This is a genomic window from Endozoicomonas elysicola, assembly GCF_000710775.1.
Taxonomy (GTDB): Bacteria; Pseudomonadota; Gammaproteobacteria; order Pseudomonadales; family Endozoicomonadaceae; genus Endozoicomonas; species Endozoicomonas elysicola.
The window spans coordinates 3,295,094-3,319,423 of record NZ_JOJP01000001.1 but is presented as its reverse complement, the minus strand read 5'-3'; the positions used below and the strand labels follow the sequence as shown (position 1 = coordinate 3,319,423).

Genomic DNA, 24,330 nt, shown 5'->3' with positions numbered 1-24,330 from the left:
GGAACCAGGCTGGTAGATGCTTTCTTTTTTCTGGAGTTTGATTATGAAAAAGCCACTCATTCTGTTGTCCGGGGTGCTCATGTCTGCCGGAGTACTGGCTGTCGGGGCACTTCCTCCGAAGTATCAGAATATTAACGATGTGAAGGCCATGCTTGAAGTTGTTGAGAGTAATGATCTTATGGCTTCAGGACTTCAATCAATTAACCTTGATGAATACGTGGTTTATTTTCGTGATGAATGTCGGGCTTTTTTTCGTCGCGAGAGCTCACGGGAAGGTCAACCGCATGGGTCTTTAGGTCCGGTGGCACCTTTAGTGCTGGATCATATTGAATGTGGCCCACAAACGCCCTAGCAATCCGCTGTTAATAACGCGTATTCTGTTCAGGTAACTGGTAATACGTGAAAAGGATGAGTTCGATGAAGCGATTATTTGCGGTGGTTTTAACCTCACTTTTTATTGTTGGCTGTGCGCCTGAGGTTGGCAGTGAAGCCTGGTGTAATGACTTGAAGGAGAAACCAAAAGGGGATTGGACTGCCAACGAAGCTGCAGATTTTGCCAAGCACTGTGTTTTTAAATAGTTTTTATACTATTTCATGGGTATTTATCATATTCAGGCTAAGCTCTTAGAAAATCATCTGACAGGTATTGCCTGAGGTTTTTTTCATGGAGATTAATGAGATACGTTCCCGGCTGGCCAACTTGAGTACAGCTCACCTTGCCGATGCGGATAAGCGCCTGAGAGTTATCAGCTCGGCAATACGGCCAGTACAGCCAGGCCTAAAGCTGATAGGCTGTGCTTATACAGTAAACTGTCATAATGATTTCCTTACTGTTCTTAAATCCATTCATGACGCAAATGTTGGTGATGTCATTGTTATTGAAACACAGGGCAGTCGCCTGGCTGTTGCTGGAGAGTTATTTGTAACTGAGGCCATGCGTAAGGGGCTTGCTGGCTTTGTTATTGATGGCGCTGTTCGTGACACTGCTGCGGTAAGGAAAACTAACTTTCCTGTTTATGCGCACTCTATTACCCCGATGTCTGGAACATCAAAAAGGGCATTTCATACCCAGGTCATTGTTGAGTGTGGTGGGGTAACCGTTCACCCCGGTGAGATAGTTTTTGGTGATGATGATGGCCTGCTGGTTTTAACCCTGGAAGAAGCTGTCCGTCTGATTCCTGTTGCAGAAGATATCAAGGCCAAAGAAGGGTTGGTTCTTGCCAGGGTGCAGGACGGTGATTCGTTGCGTGACCTGATCAATTTTGACGAGCATTGGCGAAAAATCGAGGCTGGAGAAAGAAGCGAACTTACTTTTCTGGTTAACTGAGGATTAAGTGGAAGCACTGATCAAATGTTGCCCAAAGTGCCGCCTGATATTATATTGTTTTTTATTTTTATGCTCTTCCAGTCCAAAGTTGCCTTAGTCATCTTGTTTTTTCATTTCAATCGGAGTTTAAGTTGGAAGAGTTGCATACAGGGACATGCAAAAATGACAATAAAAAAATCATCCATTTCTCGATGCTATAAACCTACTTTCCATTCTCTGTCTACCTATACTGGATTGTTTGTTCTTTCTCTTGCACTGGCAGGTTGCGGCGGTAGTGATCCAGGCGTAGTGTTGGGTGAAATTCCGATTATGTCTGATAATGACACCGTACAGAATGCGTATGAGCGCTGTGTTCGTGAAACTCAGGAAGAGCTTGTGAAAGATAATCCGGGTACTTCGGATGATATTTTGACCATTATGTACTCAGGTACACTGCAAACCTGTGAGTCAGCAGTGGTCATTACCTGTGAAAAAGGGTTGGAAACGGACTCCTGTAAGATCATCCTCGATATTTATTAATATCAGTAATGTCGCTATCCCCCAAAGAGTTTGAAGGTGCAGGTAAGCGGCAAGAGAGTGAAGTCTTTATGTCCTCGGGTACCGGGAGCTTGGATCAACTATGTGACCGGTCGAGCTGGCGATTCAATGAGTGAACTCAGCCAGTAACCCTGCATCTTCAAAGGCTAGGACATAAGCAGGCCGATCTGATAGTGAGCTTACACTTGTATTTTACTCCATCGCCTTGAATGCCAGACGGCCAGAAAGCTGACTGAGGTAATGATTCGCTGAAGAGTAGGCACTGCCCAGACAGCCGTAAGTCCTAGGCCAAGAATAGGGCCTATAAGCCAGCAGAGTGGCAGTAGGATGAGCCATTGGGCTACGAATCGGATGCACAGAACCGTTCGGTTCGCTCCTGCTCCAAGCAAGGCCTGAACAAATACCAGCGATGGGGCATCCAGAACGATACCAATACCTGTCAATTGCAATGGTATTGCGCCCATTGCCAGTAGTGCAGGATCGTGGAGAAACAGGGAAAGCACTGCTTTTGGAAGAAAAATTAAAGGCAGGCTCAGTACCAGTAAAACTGCACTGGCGGTGTACATCACTTCCTGTCCCCAGCGCCAGGCAACCTCCGGCTCACGGGCTCCAAGGCTCTGACTGACCAGAGTGTTGGCCGCCATACCCAGTCCCAAGCCGGGTAATATGAGCATCAGTGAGATGTTGAGTAGCACATGGGCTATGGCCATTTCACTAATGCCCAACTGGGCGACAATGGCAAAAAGCATCATCATGCCCAGAGCGAATAACGTCTGTTGTAGGGAGTCTGGAATGGCAAGAAATACCAGACGTTTTAACGCAGCCCAATTTTTCCAACGGGTCAGGAAACCGTATTTTCTGGCTTTTTTATTCAAAATCCAGAGATTGAGAAAAGCGCCAAGGTACATGGAAATGAATGTGCCAAAAGCAGCCCCCTTTACCCCAAGGGCGGGTAGTCCCAGCTTTCCATAAATTAACAGATAGCTGAGAATGACATTGCAGATATGAGTAAAGACCAGGAGCTTAAGGAAGCCTTTTGGCTCACCAATACCGTTCCAGAAACCACGGAAGGAAAGGTTCATTGCAGCAGCAGTGAGCGCCATGACCCTTATTTGAAAATAGTTGGTTGCTTCTCCCTTAAAGGTTGGGGAATTTTGAGCGAATAATTCAAGTAACCAGGGGGCTGCAATCATCAGGATTATGCTGAGTGGCATGGCAAAGCAAAAAGCGATGATAAGTCCGTGGTTAGTAGGCATAGCACACTCATCAAGGCGACCGGCCCCGACACGACGCGCAACCTGAGCCTGAATGGCAGCAGAAAGTCCGGTCATCAGGGATAGGGCGACAAAATTTGCATAGCTGCCGGCACCGACAGCTGCCAGTGCATTTTCTCCCAATGGTCCCACCAGGGCAGCATCCACCAGATTGATCATGCTCTGGGAGAGCATGGCCAGCATGATGGGGAACCCTAACTGAAGTATTGTGGCAAGCCTTTGCTTCAAACTGACTCCATCATTTCTAACAGTCTTAAATCGCAAATGAGGGCTGAGAAAAATAAAATCGGGTATTCACCTATATAGCAGTACGCTATTTTCATGATGAATAGCAAGAATTGTATGCATTTTTATTAGGTTCTGTCTGTGACTTAACGGTATTTTACCGGAAATACAAACAGCATAAGTGCAGAGTGCCGCACCGCACAGGATCATGAGTCAAATAGTAATGATGTCTAAAATTGTGGCATTTTTGCAGTAAAAAGGGGCTCTTCAGCCCCTTTCTGGATCAGTCAGCGAGGTTGGGACGGAGCCATCGTTCAGCTTCTTCCAATGACCAGCCCTTTCGTTCAGCATAGGCTTTCAGCTGATCTTTATCTATTTTACCCAGGCCAAAATACTTGGCATCCGGATGAGAGAAATACCAGCCACTGACACTGGCTGCGGGCATCATGGCAAAATGTTCGGTGAGTGAAACACCTGCATTTGCTTCGCCATTGAGCAGAGTAAACAACGTTGCTTTTTCAGTATGATCCGGGCAAGCGGGATAGCCGGGTGCCGGGCGAATACCAGTGTATTTCTCTTTAATCAGCTCATCATTGCTGAGCTGTTCATTAGAGGCATAAGCCCAGTATTCTTTCCTGACTCTCTCATGCATGCACTCGGCAAAGGCTTCGGCCAGCCGGTCCGCCAGAGCCTTAACCATAATGCTGTTGTAGTCATCACCTGCATTTTCATACGTTTTGGCTAGTTCCTCCGCACCAATCCCTGCCGTGGTGATAAACCCTCCGACGTAGTCTGCCAGTCCGGATGACTCCGGAGCCACGAAATCGGACAGGCTGTAGTTGGGCTTATCTTCCGGCTTGGGAGCCTGCTGTCGTAGATGGTGTAACTGTGCTTTGGCCTCGGTTCGAGTATCGTCAGTGTAGAGAGTGATGTCATTATGATTGACTTGGTTAGCAGGCCAGAAACCAATAACAGCTCTGGCGCTGATCAGTTTCTCATTGATCAGCTTATCCAGCATTTGTCTGGCATCATTAAAGAGGCTGGTGGCTGCATCTCCCACGATTTCATCTTTTAAAATGGCTGGGAATTTACCTGCCAGATCCCAGGTGATAAAGAACGGAGTCCAATCAATATAATTAACGAGCTCAGACAGAGGGTAGTCTTCAAAGACTTTTACACCAGTAAAGGCTGGCTTCGGCGGCTCATAGCTTTTCCAGTTTGGTTGGAAAGCATTATCTACGGCTTCTGCATAGGTCAACAACGCTCGTTTATTGCTTCGCTTTTCATGACGAATACGAATCTTCTCATACTCTGAACGCGTTTCTTCAACCAGTACTGGTTTGAGCGTATCACTCATCAAACGGGTCGAGATACCCACGCTTCGGGATGCATCGGTAACGTAGATGGCAAGATTGTCTTGAAATTTTGGTTCGATTTTAACGGCCGTATGGGCTCTGGACGTGGTTGCGCCGCCAATCATCAAAGGCAGGTTTATGCCCTGACGCTGCATTTCACTGGCTACATGGACCATCTCGTCGAGTGATGGGGTAATCAAGCCACTGAGTCCAATAATATCGACCTTTTCCTCAATGGCTGTTTTCAGGATGGTTTCGCAGGGTACCATGACACCGAGGTCGATGACTTCGAAGTTGTTACAGGCCAGAACCACACCAACAATGTTTTTGCCGATATCGTGTACATCACCCTTAACTGTAGCCATCAGTATTTTGCCATTTGATCGGGCAGACCCACCTTTTTCTTCTTCAATAAAAGGGATTAGGTGCGCGACTGCCTGCTTCATAACGCGAGCACTTTTTACCACTTGAGGTAGAAACATCTTACCGGCCCCAAAGAGGTCGCCGACGACATTCATACCATCCATCAACGGCCCTTCAATCACCTCAATGGGGCGGCGGGCTGCAATTCGTGCTGCTTCGGTATCTTCAATAATGTAGGTGGTAATTCCTTTGACCAGTGCGTGCTCAAGCCGCCTCGTGACCGGCCATTCACGCCAGGCAAGATCTTCTGCCTTTTTCTCAGCTGTGCCACCTGCGCGGTAATTTTCTGCAATGGCAAGTAACGCTTCCGTCGCATCATTGGAGCGGTTGAGGATAACGTCCTCAACTTTATCTCTGAGCTCTTTGGGTATTTCTTCGACGATTTCCAGCAGGCCAGCATTAACAATACCCATGGTCAGGCCAGCTTTAATGGCGTGATACAGAAAAACGGCATGAATCGCTTCCCGCACCGGATTATTGCCCCGGAACGAGAAGGAGACATTACTGACACCGCCCGAACTCATGGCATGAGGCAGGTTGTCACGGATAAATTGCACCGCATTGATGAAGTCTACGGCGTAATTATTGTGTTCATCGATTCCCGTTGCGACGGCAAAGATATTAGGGTCAAAGATAATGTCCTGAGGTGGAAATCCAATGTCGTTCACCAGAATGTCGTATGAACGTTGGCAGATTTCAATCTTTCGGGCTTCGGTATCGGCCTGACCCTGTTCATCGAATGCCATGACTACAACAGCTGCACCATAGTTTCGACATAGACGTGCCTGTTTGCGGAAGGTTTCTTCCCCTTCCTTAATGCTGATGGAATTTACAATGCCCTTGCCTTGGATACACTGCAGGCCGGCTTCAATGACTTCCCATTTGGATGAGTCGACCATCACCGGCACCTTGGAGATGTCAGGCTCTGATGTGACCAGGTTGAGGAATGTGACCATGGCGCTTTTGGCATCGAGCATCCCCTCATCCATATTGATATCGATGACCTGGGCACCGTTTTCTACCTGATCTCGCGCGACATCCAGGGCGGTGTCGTAATCTTCTTCAATAATCAGGCGCTTGAATCGTGCCGAGCCGGTAACGTTACACCGTTCACCCACGTTGACGAACAGAGAGTTGTTGTCGATGTTGAAAGGCTCCAGGCCACTCAAACGACAAGCGACAGGAATTTCAGGGATCACACGGGGAGAAATGTCGGCTACTTTGTCAGCAATTGCCTTGATATGAGCTGGCGATGTACCACAGCAGCCACCAATAATATTGACCAGCCCAGCTTGGGCAAACTCCCCTACAATATCGGCCATCTCTTCAGGCGTCTGATCATACTCACCAAATGCGTTGGGTAGTCCGGCATTGGGGTGTGCACTGATCCAGGTGCCTGCACAATTCGACAGCTCTTCCAGATAGGGACGTAATTCCGTGGCACCTAGTGCGCAGTTTAATCCAACGGAGATGGGCTGTGCGTGTTCTATCGAGTTCCAGAAGGCCTCTGTCGTCTGACCGGAAAGTGTTCGTCCGGAGGCGTCGGTAATCGTCCCGGAAATCATGATGGGAAGAGAGAAGCCCAGCTGATCAAACAGATCTTTGACCGCATAGATAGCTGCCTTTGCATTCAGCGTGTCAAAAATCGTTTCAATCAACAGAATATCAGAACCACCTTCAATCAGTGCCATGGCTGCTTGCTGATAGGCCGTCACCAGTTCATTAAAACTGGTATTGCGATAGCCGGGATTATTGACATCGGGTGAGATGGAGGCGGTACGGTTGGTTGGGCCTAAAACACCTGCAACAAAACGGGGCTTGTCAGGGTTGGCTCTGGTGAACTCATCAGCCACTTCACGGGCCAGACGTGCCGCTTCCCGGTTGATTTCTGGCACCAGATCTTCCATCTGGTAATCCGCCATGGCAATGGTGGTGGCATTGAAGGTGTTAGTTTCGAGTATATCTGCACCGGCTACGAGATAATCTCGGTGAATCTGTTGAATGATATCCGGACGGGTCAGCACCAGCAGGTCGTTGTTTCCCTTTACATCACACGCGTGACTGGCAAAGCGTTCACCACGGTAATCCGCCTCCCCCAGTTTGTAGCCCTGAATCATCGTACCCATTGCACCATCAAGAATCAGAATCTTTCTTTTCAGATGTTGTTGTAGTTCAGTGAGGGCTTTTATTTGTTGTGGCGTAGCTTGCAGCATGGATAGCAGACCAATGATTATTCGTTCTGGTCGGCAATGGTATCAGAAAGGTCGGGATTTGTACCTAGAAAGCCAGAACGGAAGTTCTAGCTTCAGTGGTTGGACTCTGGGTACTTTATCTGTCTATTTATCGATAGAAACCTGTTCGATCGCAACACCATTTTCACGACAGAACTGTGACAGCTCTTCCTGAGGGTTGCGATCGTATTGCACATCATAAACGATACGTGCAATACCCGCTGCCAGTAGATTTTTGGTGCACTGATCACAGGGGCTGTGGGTTACATAAGCGGTGGCACCTTCGATAGGTGTACCCAGTCTTGCTGCCCATATTACGGCATTGAGTTCAGCGTGGATTTCATGTCTGAGAGACCAGGGGTGGTGCTCTTCGTACTCGGCTTCATTGCAGTTGATGTAGCCGGAAGGTGTGCCATTAACACCGGTAGAGAGTACCCGTCCATTCTTTACCAGCAGGCAGCCTACCTGAAGGCGCACACACTTTGATAATTTGGCCAGGGAGTGGGCCATCTCCATGTAAACGGTATCGCTCATAAATGACAAGGACCTGAAACAGTTCTATAAAAAAACGGGTATGGCAGGGGCCATACCCATCTCGATATTAACAGATTCAGGCTGCCTGTGGAGTGGCTTCTGCTACATCATTGGTTTTCATCAGACAGAAACCGGAGATGGCGACGGCGACCAGCGTAATGGCAGACAACGACAGGGTACCAGCTTCTGGCAGGAAGCTAATCAGGGCACTGATCAGAGTAGCCAGCAACATTTCAATAAAGAAAATAAGGCCAGCCGCCGTGCCCATATTCTCCTTCATATGTTCAGTCGCTCTGGCCTGGCAGAGTGGCATGAACAGACCGAGGCCTAATTCGTAAATGGCAATACCAGCAACATAACCGGTAATCGACTGGCCGTCAGTTAATAAGCCGCTGCCCAGAGATACCATGGCTCCAACAACCAGAAGCGTTCCTGCCATCAACGTACTCTGATTCCTGCTCATGCTTGCCGTTAATTTAGGCCCAATGGAAGCACTCAACAGATAGCTGGCAATAGCGACAGCAAAAAGGTAACCATAAATGGCTGGTGAGATACCCAGCTGGCCGATAAGCACGAATGAACCACCGGCGACGAATACAAAGGCTCCTGCAAATGCAGCACCGGCAGCAATGGTGAAACGCAGGTAGCGAGAGTCTGTAAGTACTGCTTTATAACCGGCAATGACAGAGGTATGAGTAGCTGTATCAGCTGTCTTTTCCTGCTTTTTCTCAGGTAAGAGCATCAGAGCGATCATCGCAATCACTGCCATGGCTGCCATCGCATAAAAACTGTATTGCCAGCCTGCATACTCCTGAAGATAACCGCCAGCAATAGGAGCAGCCATTGGAGCAATGGTCAGGCAGCCGCCAATATAGGCCAGCATTTTCACTTCCATTTGATCACGGTAATAATCCCTGGCCATCATCCGGGCGACAGCGGTTCCAAAACAGCCAAAAACTGCTTGGGCAAAACGTGCAGCAATAAACACATGAATACTGTCAGTTAACAGCGTAATACCAGTGGCCACCAGGTAGAGAGAGTAGCCCATGATCAGTGTTTTTTTGCGGCCCAGACGATCAGCCAGTGGCCCTACGATCAACATGGACAGAGAAAAGCCCAGCATAAACAGGCCGACGCTCCACTGAGCAATTGCAGAAGTTGTACCGAAATATTCGGTAATCGCCGGGAGTGATGGCGTGAAAATATCAATGGACACAGGTCCTACCACCGCAAACAGCGTCAGGATTATCAATACAAAAGCGGGGTATTTATCAGGATTCAGGTGCCGCATGATGGTCCATTCTTAAGAGAAAGAGTGAAATGAAAAGTGCGATGAAAAAGTGGAGTGGGAGAATGCGATATGTCCGCTATATGAACAATCCGTGTTTATGCCGATTTTCTATCCAAAAACACCACATATATATCAACACCGCCTACTTATTCTAAGAGTAGCTGTGTTTTAGCAAAAAGTTGTTAGTGAATAACTGCATTATTATCCGGTCTGGTTATATATGGATATGTTACTATCTCGCCCAGATAATTCATGGAGTGAGTAACTTGGATTTTCTTAAAACAACAATGCGTTTTTTTCATAACCAGTTTCTTAAATTGAGCTGGTTGGCACTGCTGTTGGTGTTACTTGGACATTTTGCTTTCTCCTGGAGCCTGATGTGGCTGGCTGGGGAAGTGGACTTACTGAGTCCCGCGCAGTGGCTTTATTTTTATGTAACGACATCGACCACTGTCGGTTATGGCGATCTTAGCCCGGGCAGTGAGTTGGGGCGGGTATTGGCTGCACTGTTTATTCTGCCAGGTGGTGTTGTTTTCCTGGCGGCGGTACTAGGGAAACTGTCATCTTTTTTTATTACGGTATGGAGAAAAGGAATGCAGGGTAGGGGAGATTTCTCAGGGTTGGAAAACCACATTGTTATATTTGGCTGGCACCGTAATCAAACGCCAAAAATGATTGAACTGATATTTGGTGATACTCGCCGGGAGAATCGCAAGGTATTGCTTTGTACAAGCCAAGAGATGGAGAATCCCTTTCCGGAACAAGTGTTATTTATTCGTGGAGAAAGCCTTAATGATCCCGCGCTGATTCAGCGGACGGGGATTGAAAATGCCGCAAGGGTTATTGTCTTTCGTGATACGGATGATCAGACGCTGGCCACCTGCCTTACTATCGCCGCAACTCGAACGAAGGCGCATATTGTGGCCTGGTTTGAAAGTGACCAGATGGTTAACCTGCTGCACTCCCACTGTCCACAAATTGAATGCCACAGTAATATTTCCATGGAATTGCTGGTTCGTTCAGCCCAGGATCCGGGGTCATCACGCCTGCAGCAGCAACTGCTGTCGACACTCATTGGACCCACACAATACAGTGTTCGTGTACCAGAGAACTTTGCCGGTACTACGTTTGGTCGTCTGCTGGAGTTTTTTAAGGTCAATCATGAAGCAATTGCCCTGGGCGTTGCGGACTCAGCGACGGGAAATGACCTTAGATTGAACCCAGGTAGTGCAGAGATCGTCAATGCGGGTCAGGTTATCTACTATATGTCAGCCCAGCGTATCCACAGAAATGAAATTCAATGGGAACAACTGTAAAATGGGCGACAGGTTTTGACAGCCTGTTTTTTCACGGAGGAAAAAATCTGTCCTATACTGCTGCGGTAGAATAAATTTGTCGTTACTGCTCTTGTAGATTTGTGACGCTTAATGCTTTTTACCGTGGCTGAGCCTATTGGTTCGTTAAAATTTGTCTGTCTGTTGTCTTCATACTGATACACCAGTTGCTTTCAAACTATGGCCATGGATTTTCAGATTAATTGAGGGTACAGGTCGTGAATGACAGCTCTGTCAGCCGTCGTCAGGAGTATAAGGCGTTGGCTTTGGTTATCGTCGTATTTTTCCCCCTGTTAACTATCATGCTGATCAGTAGCTACGGGTTTCTTGTCTGGTTCTCTCAACTCCTCCTTGGCCCCCCTGGGCACGGATAACATGCCTCATCAGTACGGTATCGAATAGACGCTGTCGTTTAATTATGCCGTATGCTTCCAAAATCAGGTATTGCCGTACTTATCAGAGTTGTCTCTAGGGTTGTCTAGCCCTCTTGTCTTTTGTTGTCTTCGTCGCGTGCTTGGACATGGGCTAGCGACGCTTGCGGTTGCTGGTTTTACGAGCTACTGAAGTCACGCAAATTGATGTCAGCAGGATTATGATTCGTAGACTCATTCAAAATGTTATCAGGCCTCTAAAATCGCTTTGGAAAACGCTATCCCGACCAGCTCAGTATTTGAGTCTGGGAACGATTGCTATTGCATCTTTTGTTATGGGGATTATTTTCTGGGGTGGCTTTAATACTGCACTTGAAGCGACAAATACCGAGGCTTTCTGTATATCGTGCCACAGTATGCGAGATACCGTGTATCCGGAATTGCAGGGTACGGTTCACTGGAGTAACCACTCGGGAGTTCGTGCCACCTGTCCTGATTGTCACGTGCCGCATAACTGGACTCATAAGATCGCTCGGAAAATGCAGGCATCCAAAGAAGTATGGGGTGCAGTTTTTGGAACGATTGACACGCCTGAAAAATTTGAAGCCAAGCGACTGGAAATGGCCTCCCGTGAATGGGCAAGGTTGTCTGCTAACAAGTCACTGGAGTGCAAAAACTGTCATAGCTACAAATCTATGAAATGGGAGGATATGTCACCCCTTGCCGCAAAACAGATGAAAGCGGCGGCAGAAAGAGATCAGAGCTGTATCGATTGTCATAAGGGTATTGCCCATCACCTGCCATCAACGGATGGTCGATCTCATCAATTACTCACTGCCGTTAATATCAGTGTGCCTGAGGTCGGGAAAAATTATTACGTAGTACTCCAGAAACCTGTTTTCATGAATGCCACCAGTAAAGAAGAGGCGGGCATGCTGAATATTGCAACGGAGATTGCAGTGACGGATAAGAGTGACGGGCGGGTTAAGTTCCGGCTGGAGGGCTGGCGGAAACGTATTGGTACCGGTCGAATCATTAATGAGGATTTTGGGATCAATATTAAAGAAGCTGAGCTCACAAAAGGGGCAGCTCAATCCGATGCTGTGGTGAAAGTTCTGGAGGAAAAGGTTGATGATGTGACTGGCCTTACCTGGCAGAAGGTGACGGTTGATTTGTGGACGAATGATAGTGAATTGACGGATAACGTATCCGGTATGTGGGAGTTTGCCAGCACAACCTATCGAGAAGCATGCAGCCAGTGCCATAGCCAGCCTGAAGTCGCCCATTTTGATGCCAATACCTGGCCAGGCATGTTCAATGGCATGATTGCCTTTGTGAATATGGATGACGATACCCAGAACCTGGTATTGAAATATCTCCAATTGCATTCATCCACCTATGCCGGATCACATGCGCAGATAGATGATCAACATAATCAGAGTGCAAAGAGTCCTGAAACAGCATTGCCACTGGCAAAACGACAGTAGTCAGCAGAACCTGAAAGTTGCATGAGGAGAGATTGTTTATGACCATCAAACGCCGTCGTTTTCTTCAGGGAATACTGGCTGGCTCATCGGCGGGTATGTTGCCTTTTTCAATGATAAAGGCGGCGGAAGACAGTGATGATGGAAATGGTATTCTGGATGATGGTTGGAGAGTAACAGGCTCCCATTTTGGTGCTTTCAAGGCATACAGAGCAAATGGTGTTGTTAAAGAAGTTCGTCCCTTTGAGCTGGACAGAAACCCCACAGAGATGTTGAAAGGCATTCAGGGTTCAATCTACAGCGCTTCCCGTATTCGTTACCCCATGGTGCGGTTGGATTTCCTGAAAAATGGTTACAAATCTGACCGCTCAACACTGGGTGATAATCGTTATGTCCGTGTCACCTGGCAGGAAGCCTATAACCTGTTAATCCGTGAGTTAAATCGTGTTCAAACCATGTATGGCCCCTGGGCTTTGTATGCCGGGCAGACCGGCTGGCGTGCTACCGGGCAGTTTCATTCCTGTACTAACCATATGCAGCGGGCTATTGCCTTGCATGGCAATTATGTTCGGAAAATTGGTGATTATTCCACGGGAGCGGCACAGGTTATTTTGCCTTATGTGATTGGCTCCACAGAAGTGTACTCGCAGGGCACCTCCTGGAACCTGATCCTGGAAAATGCAAACACTATTGTATTCTGGGCGAATGATCCGCTGAAGAACCTTCAAGTAGGCTGGAACTGCGAAACTCACAGTGGCATTGGTTATTTGAAGCAGCTGAAGGCCAAAATCCAGGAAAAGAAAATTCGTGCCATCAGTATTGATCCTACCGTTACCAAGACAGCTGCTTTTCTGGGTATAGAAACGGTCTATGTGAATCCTCAAACCGATGTCCCACTGATGCTGGCCATTGCCCATGAGATGATTGTCAATAAATCTTATGACGCTGAGTTTATTCGGGGATACTCACTGGGCTTCAAAGAATTCAAAGCCTATGTGATGGGGGATACGGATAAGACGCCTAAAACACCGGAATGGGCCGAACCAATCTGCGGGGTGCCAAAGGCCAAAATTCGAGAGTTGGCCGGTATTCTGACTACCGGTCAGGTGCAGATCATGATGGGCTGGTGTATTCAGAGACAACAGCATGGGGAACAGCCGTATTGGATGGCTGTGGTATTGGCCACCATGATTGGGCAGATTGGCCTGCCTGGTGGTGGTATCAGTTTTGGGCACCATTATTCATCGATAGGAACACCGTCTTCAGGTGGTTCAGGGCCTAATGCATTTCCATTAAACCCTCCCGAAGGTGTTGAACCTATTTTTGATAATGATGACTTCAACGGTTACTCGAAGGTGATTCCCGTTGCCCGGTGGATTGATGCGATTCTCGAACCAGGGAAAGTCATTAACTATAACGGCGGTAAGGTGACGTTGCCGGATCTGAAAATGATCGTGATATCCGGCAATAACCCCTGGCACCATCATCAGGATAAAAACCGGATGAAAAAGGCATTCCACAAACTGGAATGTGTGGTGACCGTTGATTATGCCTGGAATCCGACCTGCCGATTCTCAGATATCGTTTTTCCTGCCTGCACGCAATTTGAACGGCATGACCTTGATCTATACGGCTCGTATGCCCAGCGGGGAGTCCTTGCCATGCAAAAACTGGTGGAGCCACTCTTCGAGTCCCGCTCGGACTGGGATATCTGGCGGGAGTTCAGTGCCCGTATTGGGCGACATCAGGAATATACCATGGGGCGGGATGAGTTTACCTGGCTTAACCATTTATACGATGGCTGCCGTACCAAAAATAAAGGCAAGTTTGAAATGCCAGACTTTCCGACATTCTGGCAGCAGGGTTTTTTTGATTTTGGCGAAGGTAAGCCCTGGGTTCGGCACGCTGAATTTCGAGATGACCCTGAAATCCACCCGCTTGGCACGCCTTCCGGGTTAATTGAAATTTACAGTCGCAAGATTGCCCGTTACGATTACAGCAATTGTAAAGGACACCCGGTCTGGATGGAAAAGGAAGAGCGCAGTCATGGTGGTCCCGGTTCTGATCGGTTTCCAATAGCCTTGCAATCCTGCCATCCAAACAAACGCTTGCATTCGCAGCTGTGCGATTCTAAAGAGCTTCGTGAGACATACACCGTTCAAGGCCGTGAACCGGTATATATGAATGCAAAAGATGCCAAAAAGCGGGGGATTAACGATGGTGATCTGGTTCGGGTGTTTAATGATCGGGGCGAATTGATTGCCGGTGCCAGAGTCTCAGAACGCTATTCACCCGGCGTGGCACGTATCCATGAAGGTGCCTGGTACGCACCTGTTAATGCAGAGATAGGCTCGGTTGACACTTACGGAGACCCTAATACTGTGACACTTGATATTGGTACTTCAGACCTAGCTCAATGTTGTTCAGCCTTTACCTGCATTGTTGAGATTGAAAAGTGGCGGGGAACTGCACCAAAGGTTACCGCTTTTGGTGGTCCAAAGGTTGTTGAAGTTTAAAGATTTATTGGGAAAATAGTTAAATATGGAGGGGCAAGTTGCTCCTGTCATATTCATAATTTAATTGATTGATAAAATATAAAGTTTTTGGATATATGTGTCTGGCATAAGAGGATATTTCTTTTTTTATTTCTGTCTTGGGTGGTAGTTGCTAGCAAATGCTGATTTTTAATTGTTTGTTTGTTGGGCTTTGCTAGATAAATATAAAAATGAACTTAAGTTCTTTGCTTTAGTCTTAGTTTCTAATTCTTTGGCTGTTTTTCGTGTTTTTAATACCTAGTGTAATTAAAAAAACGAATTGTATTCCATTACAACCTACAACTGGGTTGATCAAATAATAATATGGAGCTCTGATAATGCCGTCTGGTCCAGATAGTTCGGTTAACTTTAATCCGCCTCTAACAAATTTTTATCCTGCCGTTTCTCCTGTGGATCCAGGCTTTCAGAGTGTTCAGGCAGTACCCCCTGTCCAAAATATGGATCCGAATTTTGACCCTGCTAAAGTTCCAGATGACCAGTTAATAGTTGGAAGACAACCTCGTACACTGTCAGCGATCCAATGGCTGGGAGAGGCTGTTAAGAACGGCTTTGCCAGCATGATTAGAACTTTTAAGATGATGGGAATACTCTTCAGTATTTGGTGGAACGGGGCAAGTGTTGACAGTATTGAAAAAGCAGCTGCCAAATCACAAGGGGGTATTCTTGTAAAGGCTATTCAATTTGCCTGCAGTTCACCTGAAATTGCCAAGGATATGTTTGGTGATGATCATCAGAAATTTATTGATGCCTTATCTCACGTCACCACCAGTAATAAACCAATGACAAAAGGTGAGCTTGAGCATTGCCTGAAAGAAGCTGGAATTCCATACGATCCATCTAAACTGGATGAAAGAGTTAACCTGGGTACAGGTTCAATTGGTGAAGTTAATGAGATTGTTATGCAGGGAGGTGGGCGACAGGTTGTAAAGGTGGTTAGTCCATCAAGTGAAACCCGAGTGTACTCAGATCTAAAAAGTTCTGAGGTTTGCTCTAGGGCTGATTTCGTTTTTCAAACCAAGTGTTCTTGGTGCCGGAACTAAACATGCAGTTTATGAATTCTTTGATAGTGTCAAAGAAGAGTTAAACCTTATTAATGAAGCGCAGAGAACGCAGAAACAGCAATACGCATTTCAAGCTGTTAATAATAATAATTTATATCACATTACAAACGATGAACTTCCTCCCTGTGCCGTGCGTTTACCAATGCAGGAAATTGGTATGGCCATTCCTGACCCTACTACCGGTCAGATCCTTGTCAGGTTGCCCGTTAATTACAAGGTTCCTAATGTATCAGGTGAACATGCAACATCACGGACCTTGTCCATGGACAAGGTTAACGGCGTAACGTTGAGTGAAAAGGATCAGGGTAAACTTCGCGATATTCTTATCCAGCTGTTTGGTTCTGCTGTTGATTCGTCGTTGATTACTGATGATCATTTGAAAATATTCAGATTTTATTTGAAAAATCTGGCCTTTCAGCACTGGGCTTACTGCTATTCTCAGACCGGCTTCTTTAATGCTGATATGCATGACGGTAATGTTATGGTCGCTGTAGAAAATGGTCAGCTCTGTATTTACTTTATTGATTTGGGTAATGCTCAAAGAGTGTCCAGAGATACCGTTAAGGCCACCTATACGATTCTTGGGGCTATGGAAGCACTGCGGGATGCTCAGGATGAAAGTCAGAGAGAGCAATATGCTGATATCGTCATTAATAACCTACAGGTTATGGGGAGCTATAAACCTGAAAAAGCAAACTGGGCTAAGCTCAAGCAGGACGTTAAGGCTCTAATGGCTTCTGGCTCTTCTGGACCCATCGAAAAGAAAGTCATTGATTTATTCAATCTTGCCTATCCATGTCATGTCAAAATTCCGAAAGAAATCGTGGCTTTGTTCAGAGCGAAGTTGTTGATTGATACACAGCGAGATCTAACAACAGCAGACAAGGCAGCATGGGATAGAGTTATTACTTCTCTTGTTAACATATACCAAAGTGCTGCGCCTTCAATGATGGGAGCCGCAGTTCCGTCACCTGTGCCAGCACCTTCGACATACCCTCCATATCACTGTGGAGCGGGGCAACCCAATATTTATGTTCCTCCACCAATGCCAGTTTATGCTTAAATTTGATAATTCAGAGCAGGACGGGCTAGTGATTGGCGAAGGCAACTCACAATTTTGAGTCACATTTTTCAATCAATCCTGCTTGTAGTTGCTTTAATCAGGCTGTCTATAGCGTTATGCTTTGGTTAACATTGACCAGACAATACGAGCTATTTATTAAAGTCCTGCTACCGTTAGTTTCGCTGGCTACGTGTATTGAGCTGAGTTTCACACATCTTGCAGTGATCATCTTGATTGTTCAGGAGGTACAGTACTGATCTGATACTTGGAATCAACAGTGTTCACAAATATTTGTCTTCGTACTTGCTGATCTCCAGTAGTTTTGGTCTGCTTACAGTTACATGTTGTCTGGGCAAAAAAATCAGCCATGCTGATAGATGATGTTCTGAATTAAAGATTTTTGGATTACCAATATTAGCTACCGAGGCTCGAGCTATTATTGATGACGATATCAAATATCGTCATCAATAATTGGTAACTATCATCCTTTACAGGTTATTACCTGTATCTGGTCATCATAACTAATAATTCTCTTGTCGAGGCCTTCCAGTCGTTCTGATAAACCATGAATCAAGGACCTGGTAAAATGTTGTAGTTCGTTTTCTATGCCTTCAAGTATTCGTGCTAACTAATAGAGGAAGGGCCTGAAAAGAGCTAAGAATCGCGCTCGTAAATGGTGAAAAATCCAGAGACTCGTTGTTTAATGGTTCAGGATGCTGGCTTTTCATATGCTGGTAGAGTCCTTTGTAATCTCGGAATCCTAATAGTTCACCGCGCTCAAATGTACAACTACGTATTGGGCATAATGATCGAAATCCAACATGACTATCAAGCCAGTAATCGCATAGACCTTCTGGCGTTTGTCTGACGGGGTAACAGGGGGGATCAAAGCAAAGAAAGCCATTACCGTGACGCGTCTGGTATCTTTTGCCCAGATAGTGATCATTGTTTAACTGGGACAAGAAACGATCAGTCTCTGTTTTCCTGACTCCTGGTTTCCAGGTTAAATTAAACGGTTGGCAATCAAGAACGTCTTTATGCTGGGTTTTTAAATGCATACCTAACTCTTTAAAGGAACCGAACGGGAACTCGTAACATCCATTGACTTTACAGACGATATTGTTTTGTATTGCAAGAATGCTCTCTCCAAAAGCATGGCTGTTAGTTAATGGATTATCTTCATTTCGTGGGTCAGGATAACCATTACCGTGTTTGCTGATCATGTGGTCATGCCAGTTTCTGTGGCTGGTAAAGCTTGGGCGCTGAATGCCATCTTTCTGTTTACAGTCCAATATGACGCAACGGTATCCATTTTCTCCTGCATCACCAGCCCTTTTCCTTTTTAGCCAATTACATTGAAACAGAGGTAATTCCTCATCCATCTCATACGGTGACCCAATGTTACTATTATTGCTTTCAGCTTGTTGTAATGATTGGGATTCCCCTCCTGTAAGGTGATGAGAAACACCAGAGTGCTTAAATAGAAAGAGAGGGTAAACACTTTCAGAGTTACTTTCAGGTTGAACTTTTTTGGCATAATCATGATCATGTTGAAGCGTGTGGTAACTATCAATGTCGAGGGGGAAGGAAGGTTCTGGCTTTATGTCAGTGTTCTGAAAACGTTGATCAAAGCATGAGATTTCTACCGATTCTTCTTTGACAAGTGAAGATGTACTAGAAGTAGAGTGGTTTTTTTCAGTATTTAAAATTTCAGAACGCAGTCTCTTATTAGAAACTCTATCAGCGATTCTTTTTTCTGGACTATTTTTCTTAAATTCTTCTGAGCTATTAGGTAGAGTTGGTTTTTTTCCTGAACATTGTGTTATTGAAATTCTCGAACGATTCGATCTAGATGAAAATACTAATTTATTGGGGGCTAAACTATGTGTGTAGCTAATTTTTGCAATAAATCCTGTGGATAATGCTATATCCATAAAAGTATCTCCAAAAAAATACATTAAATTTTTTTGTTATTGATTACTTCTGTTTGGGGCTGTAAAAGTTTGTGTCTATAAATAGTAAATGCCTGTGAAGATTTGTGTGATGTGATTTTGTATTAATAGATAGCATTCTTATTATGTCGTGTAAAAGAGTTAGCCATAGTCTGACCATAGATCATAAGGCTGAAAAATATCATCAGGTTCTACTTTGAATGAAACAACGAGATTTCTATTTTCATATACAGTAAAAGTGATGTTTTGTTTTCGCTCATTCAGACGGGTAATATTGAACTGATATCCATAGTTCTGTGTGACTGGGCCTAAACCTAAAGTCATGGATAGCTTCTCGGCTCCCCTGAGTAATGGAATGGAACATGAGTTACCATTCCATGAGTAGCAGTATGCTGTCCGCCTTAGTCCAAAGATTAAATCATGAATATCTAATGTCAGTTTTGACCACTGACTGCTCCAGAACCATGGGCCTGTGGATAATTGATTATGTAATGTAATATTAAGATCTTGTTGAAGTGTAGTATTTGGTACTGGCCATTTTCCACTTTGAACGGGGATTTTTAGATTTCTATCCATTCCTGTGTCATACACTTCTAATGGATTTATCCTTGATGTACTAAAATATTTTTCAAACCAAGCTTTATGATCATTTAGGTATGAATACTGTGATCCGCCTGACAACACACCAATTAGATCATACCTGCCACTATCTTGGTTGAATGCTAATAATGGCGAGCCTGAATCACCGGGGCAGGTTCTATAGTATTCACCTTTTTTATTTTTAAGTGTGAATTCATTGAATACGCCATTAAAATAGCAACTGTATTGAGACATACAGTCATAAAAATCGGTGTAAATTTTTTCTGTATTAATGGATTTTTGGCAGTATTGAGGGTTTGGGGTAGAATGCCCAGCATATTTATATGATCTTTGATAGAACCCTTTTCTCGGGACCCCATCAGAATATTCGCATGAGGGTCCATGCCTTCCAAGGCCGATGCCTATGAATTCTGGGAACCTTTCTCCAGGTGGAGCGTTATTGCTGATAAGCTCATAACAACTGTCTACAGATGGCTCATTGTCTTCAGAATATGGATAATCGACTCTTCCTTGGTATGCCTGTTCGTTCTCCATCTTGTAATTAAGGTTGACTTTAAGTCTTAGTGCTGATTTAGGAAGGGGGGAGGATAATGAAAGAAGTGCGATATCATTCATGCATGCCTTATTTTCACCCATTGGGTAGTTTGGGCACCGCCTAATATTTTTAACAGGGTAGTTTTTTCCGTTAAAAGCAACTTGTAAGGAAACTGTTTTTCCTCCTTTCTCGGTGCAGTGGGCAGCCGTTAGAACTTTTCTTTTAGATAGAATACTTCCAGAACAACTAAATGTTGGTGAGAAAACTTTAACAATAAATTCATCGGTTCCACTTTCTTCTGGAATTAAATCACCCGAAAATCGTTTTGCCCTTGCTCGACCTACTTGGTCATACTCTATAGGCTTTTTATCGTCTATCTCTGTTTTGCTGGTTGATAGAGCTTGAGATTGCAGGTGTACTGTTTCGTTAAACAAGGCTCTCATTATTTCTCCAGATTCCACACCTTCATTGGCTGTTTCGAGCAGAGGTTCATTGTAAACCCAATCAGGAATGTCTTTTCTTGTGTAATCAGATAACGGAAGACGGGGAGGTTGAAAAGATCTGCCTGTATCAGCTTGCCGGTTTGCATTATCTCGGAGCCTGTTAGTTTTCCCTTTTTGATCTGGTAGCGTATGGTTTATTAGATTGTCTCGAAGGCCAAGATCAACTTTCCTATTAGCCAGTGATTTTGATTCAGCAGAATCTGCTTTCGTTAATAAAAGGAGCAGGCCAATGCTAAGCATAGCTTTTGGAGATTTTATATAGGTCCAGCAGCGATTTAAAAGACTGGAGTATCGCGGTGCAAAAGTTTCTGTCTTAGTATGCTTGGCTAATGTCTGGAGTGGATATTTAGTCAGACTCGAACCTGTTGGGGCACTGACATTGATTCCCATATTGAAGTTCTCAATTTATTAGAGTTGTAACTATAGAAATCCGACAGATGTCGATAGAAATAATTCGTCTATATCATAGCTTCTATTTTGAGTTACTCAATTTAGGTTTAAAATATTGGGTTTAATCTCTGGGATATTAACAAGTCCATATAGAGGAATGTTAATATCCCGCAGGGTTAAAGAGATATGATGTTGTTAGCTGTTCATTAGTTCTTGTAGCTTCCTTGAAACATGATCAGGGGACGTCGTCTTCCTTGCCACCAGTGCATACATGGATGGCACCACAAACAGTGTTAACAGGCTTGAGACAGTCACCCCGGCAAAGACAACAACACCTATGGAGAATCGGAACTCTGAACCAGCACCCGTTGCCAGCAGCAGAGGAATGGCACCGACCACAGTGGTTAACGCAGTCATCAATATAGGCCTCAGTCGTAAGGCTGAGGCTTCCAGTACTGCCTCGTCAAAGGCCATCCCCTGATCCCTGAGCTGGTTTATAAACTCCACTATTAGAATACCGTTCTTGGCAGAGAGCCCGATCAACATGATCATGGCCAGCTGACTGAAGATATTCAGTGTTTCACCGCTTATGTAAAGGCCGAACAGGGCACCGGAAATGCCAAGAGGTACGGTAAGCATCACTATTAGTGGGTGAACAAAGCTTTCAAACTGTGCAGCCAGTACCAGGTAAACAACCAGCATTGCCATGGCAAAAACAAAGAAGATAGCGCTCTGGTTGGAGCGGTAATCCAGTGATTCGCCTTTATAGTTTACTATGGCTTCTGGTGGCAGTAGGTCGACGACCTGCTGGTCAAGATACGCCAATGCTTCACCGATGGAGTAGTTACCCTCGAGGCTGGCAGAAATCGTGATAGCCCGATTACGGTTATAGTGTTTAAGCATGGCGGCTTTGCCCACTTCTTCTACCGTGACCAGGTTATCAAGTCTTATCAATGAACCGGTAGTATGAGAGCGAACATACAATGAGGCCAGATCCAGCGCGCTGGTAAAGGCCTCTTCCTTGGCCCGAAGGAATACATCATATTCTTCACCACGCTCCATAAAGGTGGTATCTGTGACACCTCCCAGCATGGTTTCCAGTGTTGCGCCGATTTCTTCTGCAGAAACCCCCAGCTCCTGAGCACGGTCCCGGTCAATGGTGATTTCAAGCTGGGGTTGGTTCTGGTTGAAGTCGATATCGACATCTCGAAGTCCCGGATTTTCACGGGCCTTTTCTGCAATGATATCTGCCCACTCGACCAGTTGATCAAATGACCCTCCACCGAGTACATACTGTATCGGTGCCTCAGAGCGACCGCCGATGGTGGAGCGCATCACTGGAATGGCACGGACATTGGGAATGCCTGCCATCAGCTGCCTTACCTGACCCATTACCTCAGCAGCACTGACATTACGATCATCCCAGTCTTCCAGGGTGCCAATCAGGATGCCGGAATTACTACCACTGTTACCACCCCAGCCTGGGGAGCGGACAAAAAGGTATTTCAAAACACCCTGGCCCAGATGGGGCAGAAGTTTGGATTCCAGTTTCAGCATGCTCTCTTCCATGCTGTCAAAATTGGCACCTTCAGGTCCTTTAACAATAACAATGAATTCTCCCCGGTCTTCAGAAGGAGTGAACGTCTGGGGAATCATCGGATAAAGCAGTGCGGTAATACCCAGCGAAGCCAGTAGCAAAACCAGGCCAGCCCACCGGAATATCAGCAGTTGTGACAATGCGTTCCGGTAGAGATTGGTCAGGCGCTGATGTGTTTTTTCGATCAGTTGACTGGCTTTTGAGGGTTTAACATTCAGCTTCAACAGCTGAGAACTCATCATGGGTGAAAGGGTCAAGGCAATCAGACTGGAGAAGACGACCGCACCAACCAGTGTCATGGCATACTCGGAAAACAGTCTGCCGACAGAGCCTTCCATAAACACGATGGGGACAAAGGTCATGACCAGAACAACCGTAGTTGCTATTACGGCAAAACTGACCTCACGGGCGCCTTTCCAGGCGGCGACCAGCGGCGGCTCGCCACGTTCCAGATGCTGGTGGATGTTTTCCAGAACGACAATCGCATCGTCTACCACCAATCCGATGGCCAGTACCAGCGCCAGCAGAGTCAGCAGGTTAATGGAGTACCCTAGCAGGTGAATGACAATAAAGGCACTGATTAATGAAACCGGTACGGTGACTGCCGGAATTAATGTAGCCCGGGCATTACCAAGAAAGATATAAAGTACCAGAATAACCAGGGCAATGGTCATGCCCAGCGTAGCGTATACCTCATCAATGGCAGACTGGATATAAATAGAAGAGTCCCGGGTGGTGGTCATATACGTGCCTTCCGGAAGGAAGGGCGTGAAAGCTTCTACTTCATCTTTCACATTCTGGATGACTTCAAGTGGGTTAGCCTGAGAAAGTGGGACAATACCCAGGCTCAGTACATTACGTCCATTGGCTTTTGCCAGGGTCTCAATTTCTTTGGCTTCGGTACGAATCGAGGCGATATCTTCCAGATAGATTTTACTGCTGCCATCCTGACGAATGAGCAAGCGGCGAAAATCATTAATGGTGTTATAGTCCCGGTTCACTCGAACAGGCAATGTTCTGAGAGTGTCTGTCATTTCTCCTGCAGGAAGCTCAACGTTATCGCGGCGCAGGGCACTGCGAACATCACTGGTGGTGATTTGCCGGGCCGCCATGGCTTCTGCATCAAGCTCAATGCGCATGACGTATTCTCTGGCACCCATCACATCAACGGAACTGACACCATCAACGAGAGAGAGGCGGTCTTGAAGAGTACGTTCTGCATAGTCCGTCAGCTCTATCAGCGACAGTGTGTCACTTTGCAGACTGATATTGAGAATGGTCTCACCACTGCCATCATTCTTCCAGACAATGGGTGACTCAGCTTCGTCTGGTAAGCGCCAGATAACCCGGGACATCGCTTCGCGGACATCATTCGCCGCAGTTTCCATATCCCGGTCGGGAGAAAACTCAATATTGATACGTGAGGTGCCATTACGGCTGGTGCTTTCGATAAAACGAACGCCTTCAATACCGCCCAGCTGATCTTCAATGACATTGGTGATTTTGCTTTCTATAACTTCAGCAGAAGCCCCATCATAACCCGTATAGATCATGACGGTAGGAGGCGTAATATCTGGCAGTTCACGGACTGGCAGCATGGTGAAACAGACGACACCAAACGTAATTAGTAGCAGGCTGACGACCGTTGCAAATACCGGGCGTTTGATGGATAAATCAGAGAGTATCAT

At 45.9% G+C, this 24,330-nt stretch carries 17 protein-coding genes; 10 read left to right on the top strand and 7 right to left on the bottom strand.

All coding sequences use genetic code 11. The features are described 5' to 3' along the window. Nucleotides 1-43 precede the first annotated feature (43 nt). The 4 genes from GV64_RS14230 to GV64_RS14220 all read left to right on the top strand — a co-directional run bounded on the left by GV64_RS14230 (nt 44) and on the right by GV64_RS14220 (nt 1,846). Nucleotides 44-352, top strand: coding sequence for a hypothetical protein (locus tag GV64_RS14230; protein ID WP_152554067.1), 309 nt, complete (start codon nt 44-46; stop codon nt 350-352). A 65-nt stretch (nt 353-417) separates the two neighbouring features. Next, nucleotides 418-579: a DUF3012 domain-containing protein gene (locus GV64_RS24270; RefSeq protein ID WP_020583602.1), complete on the top strand. Its 162-nt coding sequence runs from the start codon at nt 418-420 to the stop codon at nt 577-579. A gap of 85 nt (nt 580-664) precedes the next feature. Continuing rightward, a complete protein-coding gene (locus tag GV64_RS14225; protein WP_020583601.1) occupies nt 665-1,327 on the top strand; it encodes an RraA family protein in 663 nt (220 codons plus the stop codon). 162 nt (nt 1,328-1,489) lie between these two features. Beyond that, on the top strand, nt 1,490-1,846 hold the full coding sequence (locus tag GV64_RS14220; protein WP_020583600.1) for a hypothetical protein: 357 nt from the start codon (nt 1,490-1,492) through the stop codon (nt 1,844-1,846). Nucleotides 1,847-2,043: 197 nt separating this feature from the next. Here GV64_RS14220 and GV64_RS14215 read toward each other — a convergent pair whose 3' ends face one another. The 4 genes from GV64_RS14215 to GV64_RS14200 form a co-directional block, all read right to left on the bottom strand. Further along, nucleotides 2,044-3,366 carry an MATE family efflux transporter gene (locus GV64_RS14215; RefSeq protein ID WP_033403294.1) on the bottom strand — a complete coding sequence of 441 codons (1,323 nt, stop codon included), beginning with the start codon at nt 3,364-3,366 and terminating at the stop codon, nt 2,044-2,046. A 280-nt stretch (nt 3,367-3,646) separates the two neighbouring features. Next, entirely contained in the window at nt 3,647-7,354 is a 3,708-nt protein-coding gene (gene metH / locus GV64_RS14210; RefSeq protein ID WP_020583598.1) for a methionine synthase, read from the bottom strand. Between the two features lie 123 nt (nt 7,355-7,477). Next, nucleotides 7,478-7,906: a deoxycytidylate deaminase gene (locus tag GV64_RS14205; RefSeq protein ID WP_020583597.1), complete on the bottom strand. Its 429-nt coding sequence runs from the start codon at nt 7,904-7,906 to the stop codon at nt 7,478-7,480. 76 nt (nt 7,907-7,982) lie between these two features. After that, on the bottom strand, nt 7,983-9,197 hold the full coding sequence (locus GV64_RS14200; RefSeq protein WP_020583596.1) for a multidrug effflux MFS transporter: 1,215 nt from the start codon (nt 9,195-9,197) through the stop codon (nt 7,983-7,985). A 266-nt stretch (nt 9,198-9,463) separates the two neighbouring features. Here GV64_RS14200 and GV64_RS14195 point away from each other — a divergent pair, with 266 nt between their 5' ends. The 6 genes from GV64_RS14195 (at nt 9,464) to GV64_RS14175 (ending at nt 17,065) form a co-directional block, all read left to right on the top strand. After that, on the top strand, nt 9,464-10,513 hold the full coding sequence (locus GV64_RS14195; protein WP_152554066.1) for a potassium channel family protein: 1,050 nt from the start codon (nt 9,464-9,466) through the stop codon (nt 10,511-10,513). Nucleotides 10,514-10,749: 236 nt separating this feature from the next. Further along, nucleotides 10,750-10,905 (top strand): periplasmic nitrate reductase, NapE protein, encoded by a 156-nt coding sequence (locus GV64_RS24265; protein WP_201772491.1) that lies wholly within the window; start codon nt 10,750-10,752, stop codon nt 10,903-10,905. Nucleotides 10,906-11,123: 218 nt separating this feature from the next. Beyond that, nucleotides 11,124-12,389 carry a pentaheme c-type cytochrome TorC gene (torC, locus tag GV64_RS14190; protein ID WP_020583594.1) on the top strand — a complete coding sequence of 422 codons (1,266 nt, stop codon included), beginning with the start codon at nt 11,124-11,126 and terminating at the stop codon, nt 12,387-12,389. Nucleotides 12,390-12,427: 38 nt separating this feature from the next. Next, entirely contained in the window at nt 12,428-14,902 is a 2,475-nt protein-coding gene (gene torA / locus GV64_RS14185) for a trimethylamine-N-oxide reductase TorA (RefSeq protein WP_020583593.1), read from the top strand. Nucleotides 14,903-15,258: 356 nt separating this feature from the next. After that, entirely contained in the window at nt 15,259-15,981 is a 723-nt protein-coding gene (locus tag GV64_RS14180; RefSeq protein ID WP_020583592.1) for a hypothetical protein, read from the top strand. 178 nt (nt 15,982-16,159) lie between these two features. Then, entirely contained in the window at nt 16,160-17,065 is a 906-nt protein-coding gene (locus GV64_RS14175) for an AarF/UbiB family protein (RefSeq protein ID WP_020583591.1), read from the top strand. A gap of 611 nt (nt 17,066-17,676) precedes the next feature. On the opposite strand, the gene GV64_RS14170 is transcribed toward GV64_RS14175, so the two are convergent. From GV64_RS14170 to GV64_RS14160, 3 genes are all read right to left on the bottom strand, one after another. Further along, complete coding sequence (locus GV64_RS14170; RefSeq protein WP_152554065.1) at nt 17,677-18,999, bottom strand: hypothetical protein; 1,323 nt, start codon at nt 18,997-18,999, stop codon at nt 17,677-17,679. Nucleotides 19,000-19,158: 159 nt separating this feature from the next. After that, a complete protein-coding gene (locus GV64_RS14165) occupies nt 19,159-21,045 on the bottom strand; it encodes a trypsin-like serine protease (protein WP_081622172.1) in 1,887 nt (628 codons plus the stop codon). Between the two features lie 195 nt (nt 21,046-21,240). Further along, nucleotides 21,241-24,330 carry an efflux RND transporter permease subunit gene (locus GV64_RS14160; RefSeq protein WP_020583588.1) on the bottom strand — a complete coding sequence of 1,030 codons (3,090 nt, stop codon included), beginning with the start codon at nt 24,328-24,330 and terminating at the stop codon, nt 21,241-21,243.